The sequence below is a fragment of the Kocuria cellulosilytica genome (genome assembly GCF_040981245.1).
Classification (GTDB): domain Bacteria; phylum Actinomycetota; class Actinomycetes; order Actinomycetales; family Micrococcaceae; genus Kocuria; species Kocuria cellulosilytica.
Map to the genome: position 1 here is coordinate 1 of NZ_JAVFWZ010000149.1, position 515 is coordinate 515.

The 515-nt window shown below is 76.1% G+C and carries 1 protein-coding gene; it reads right to left on the reverse strand.

The genetic code is table 11. The features are described 5' to 3' along the window. Window positions 1-279 precede the first annotated feature (279 nt). Window positions 280-515 (reverse strand): LGFP repeat-containing protein (locus RCG67_RS17435; protein WP_368828079.1); only part of this gene is annotated, 236 nt, incomplete at its 5' end.

Here is a 515-nt window from a genome sequence, read left to right on the forward strand (position 1 = left end):
CCGGCTCGCCCGAGATGTGAAGTGTGCTGATGAAGGGGGCGCGTCCGGCCGGACGGCGGGCGGCGGAGGCCGGGAGCATCCCCACCGCCGGGGTGACCGGGCGGCGGGTGCCCGGGGCGGACAACGGGGTGGTGCCCGCCCCGGACCCGGGCGGGCACGCCCCGCTGACCGGCGGGCCCACCGGGCCGGGGGGCGCCGAGCCCGCAGCGGTGAGGACCCGGCCCGGAGTGCCTGCTGCCGTGCCCCGGCCCCGGAGTTCCGGGACGCGGGGCACGGGACTCACCACCCGGTGACCCAGACCTGACCGGTCACGGAGGACCAGTTGACCTTGTAGCCGTTGGAGAAGCGCTGGTAGACCGTGGTCCCGTACTGGATCTCGTCGGTGACCGGGTAGCCGTAGCCGCGCTCGAAGCCCGCGGCCTTCCAGGCCCGGCCGATCGCGCCCGTCTCCTTCACCGCCCGTGCCCCGTGGGCCCGGGTCCACAGCACCTTGGTGAGCGCGCCGTCCTTGGAGT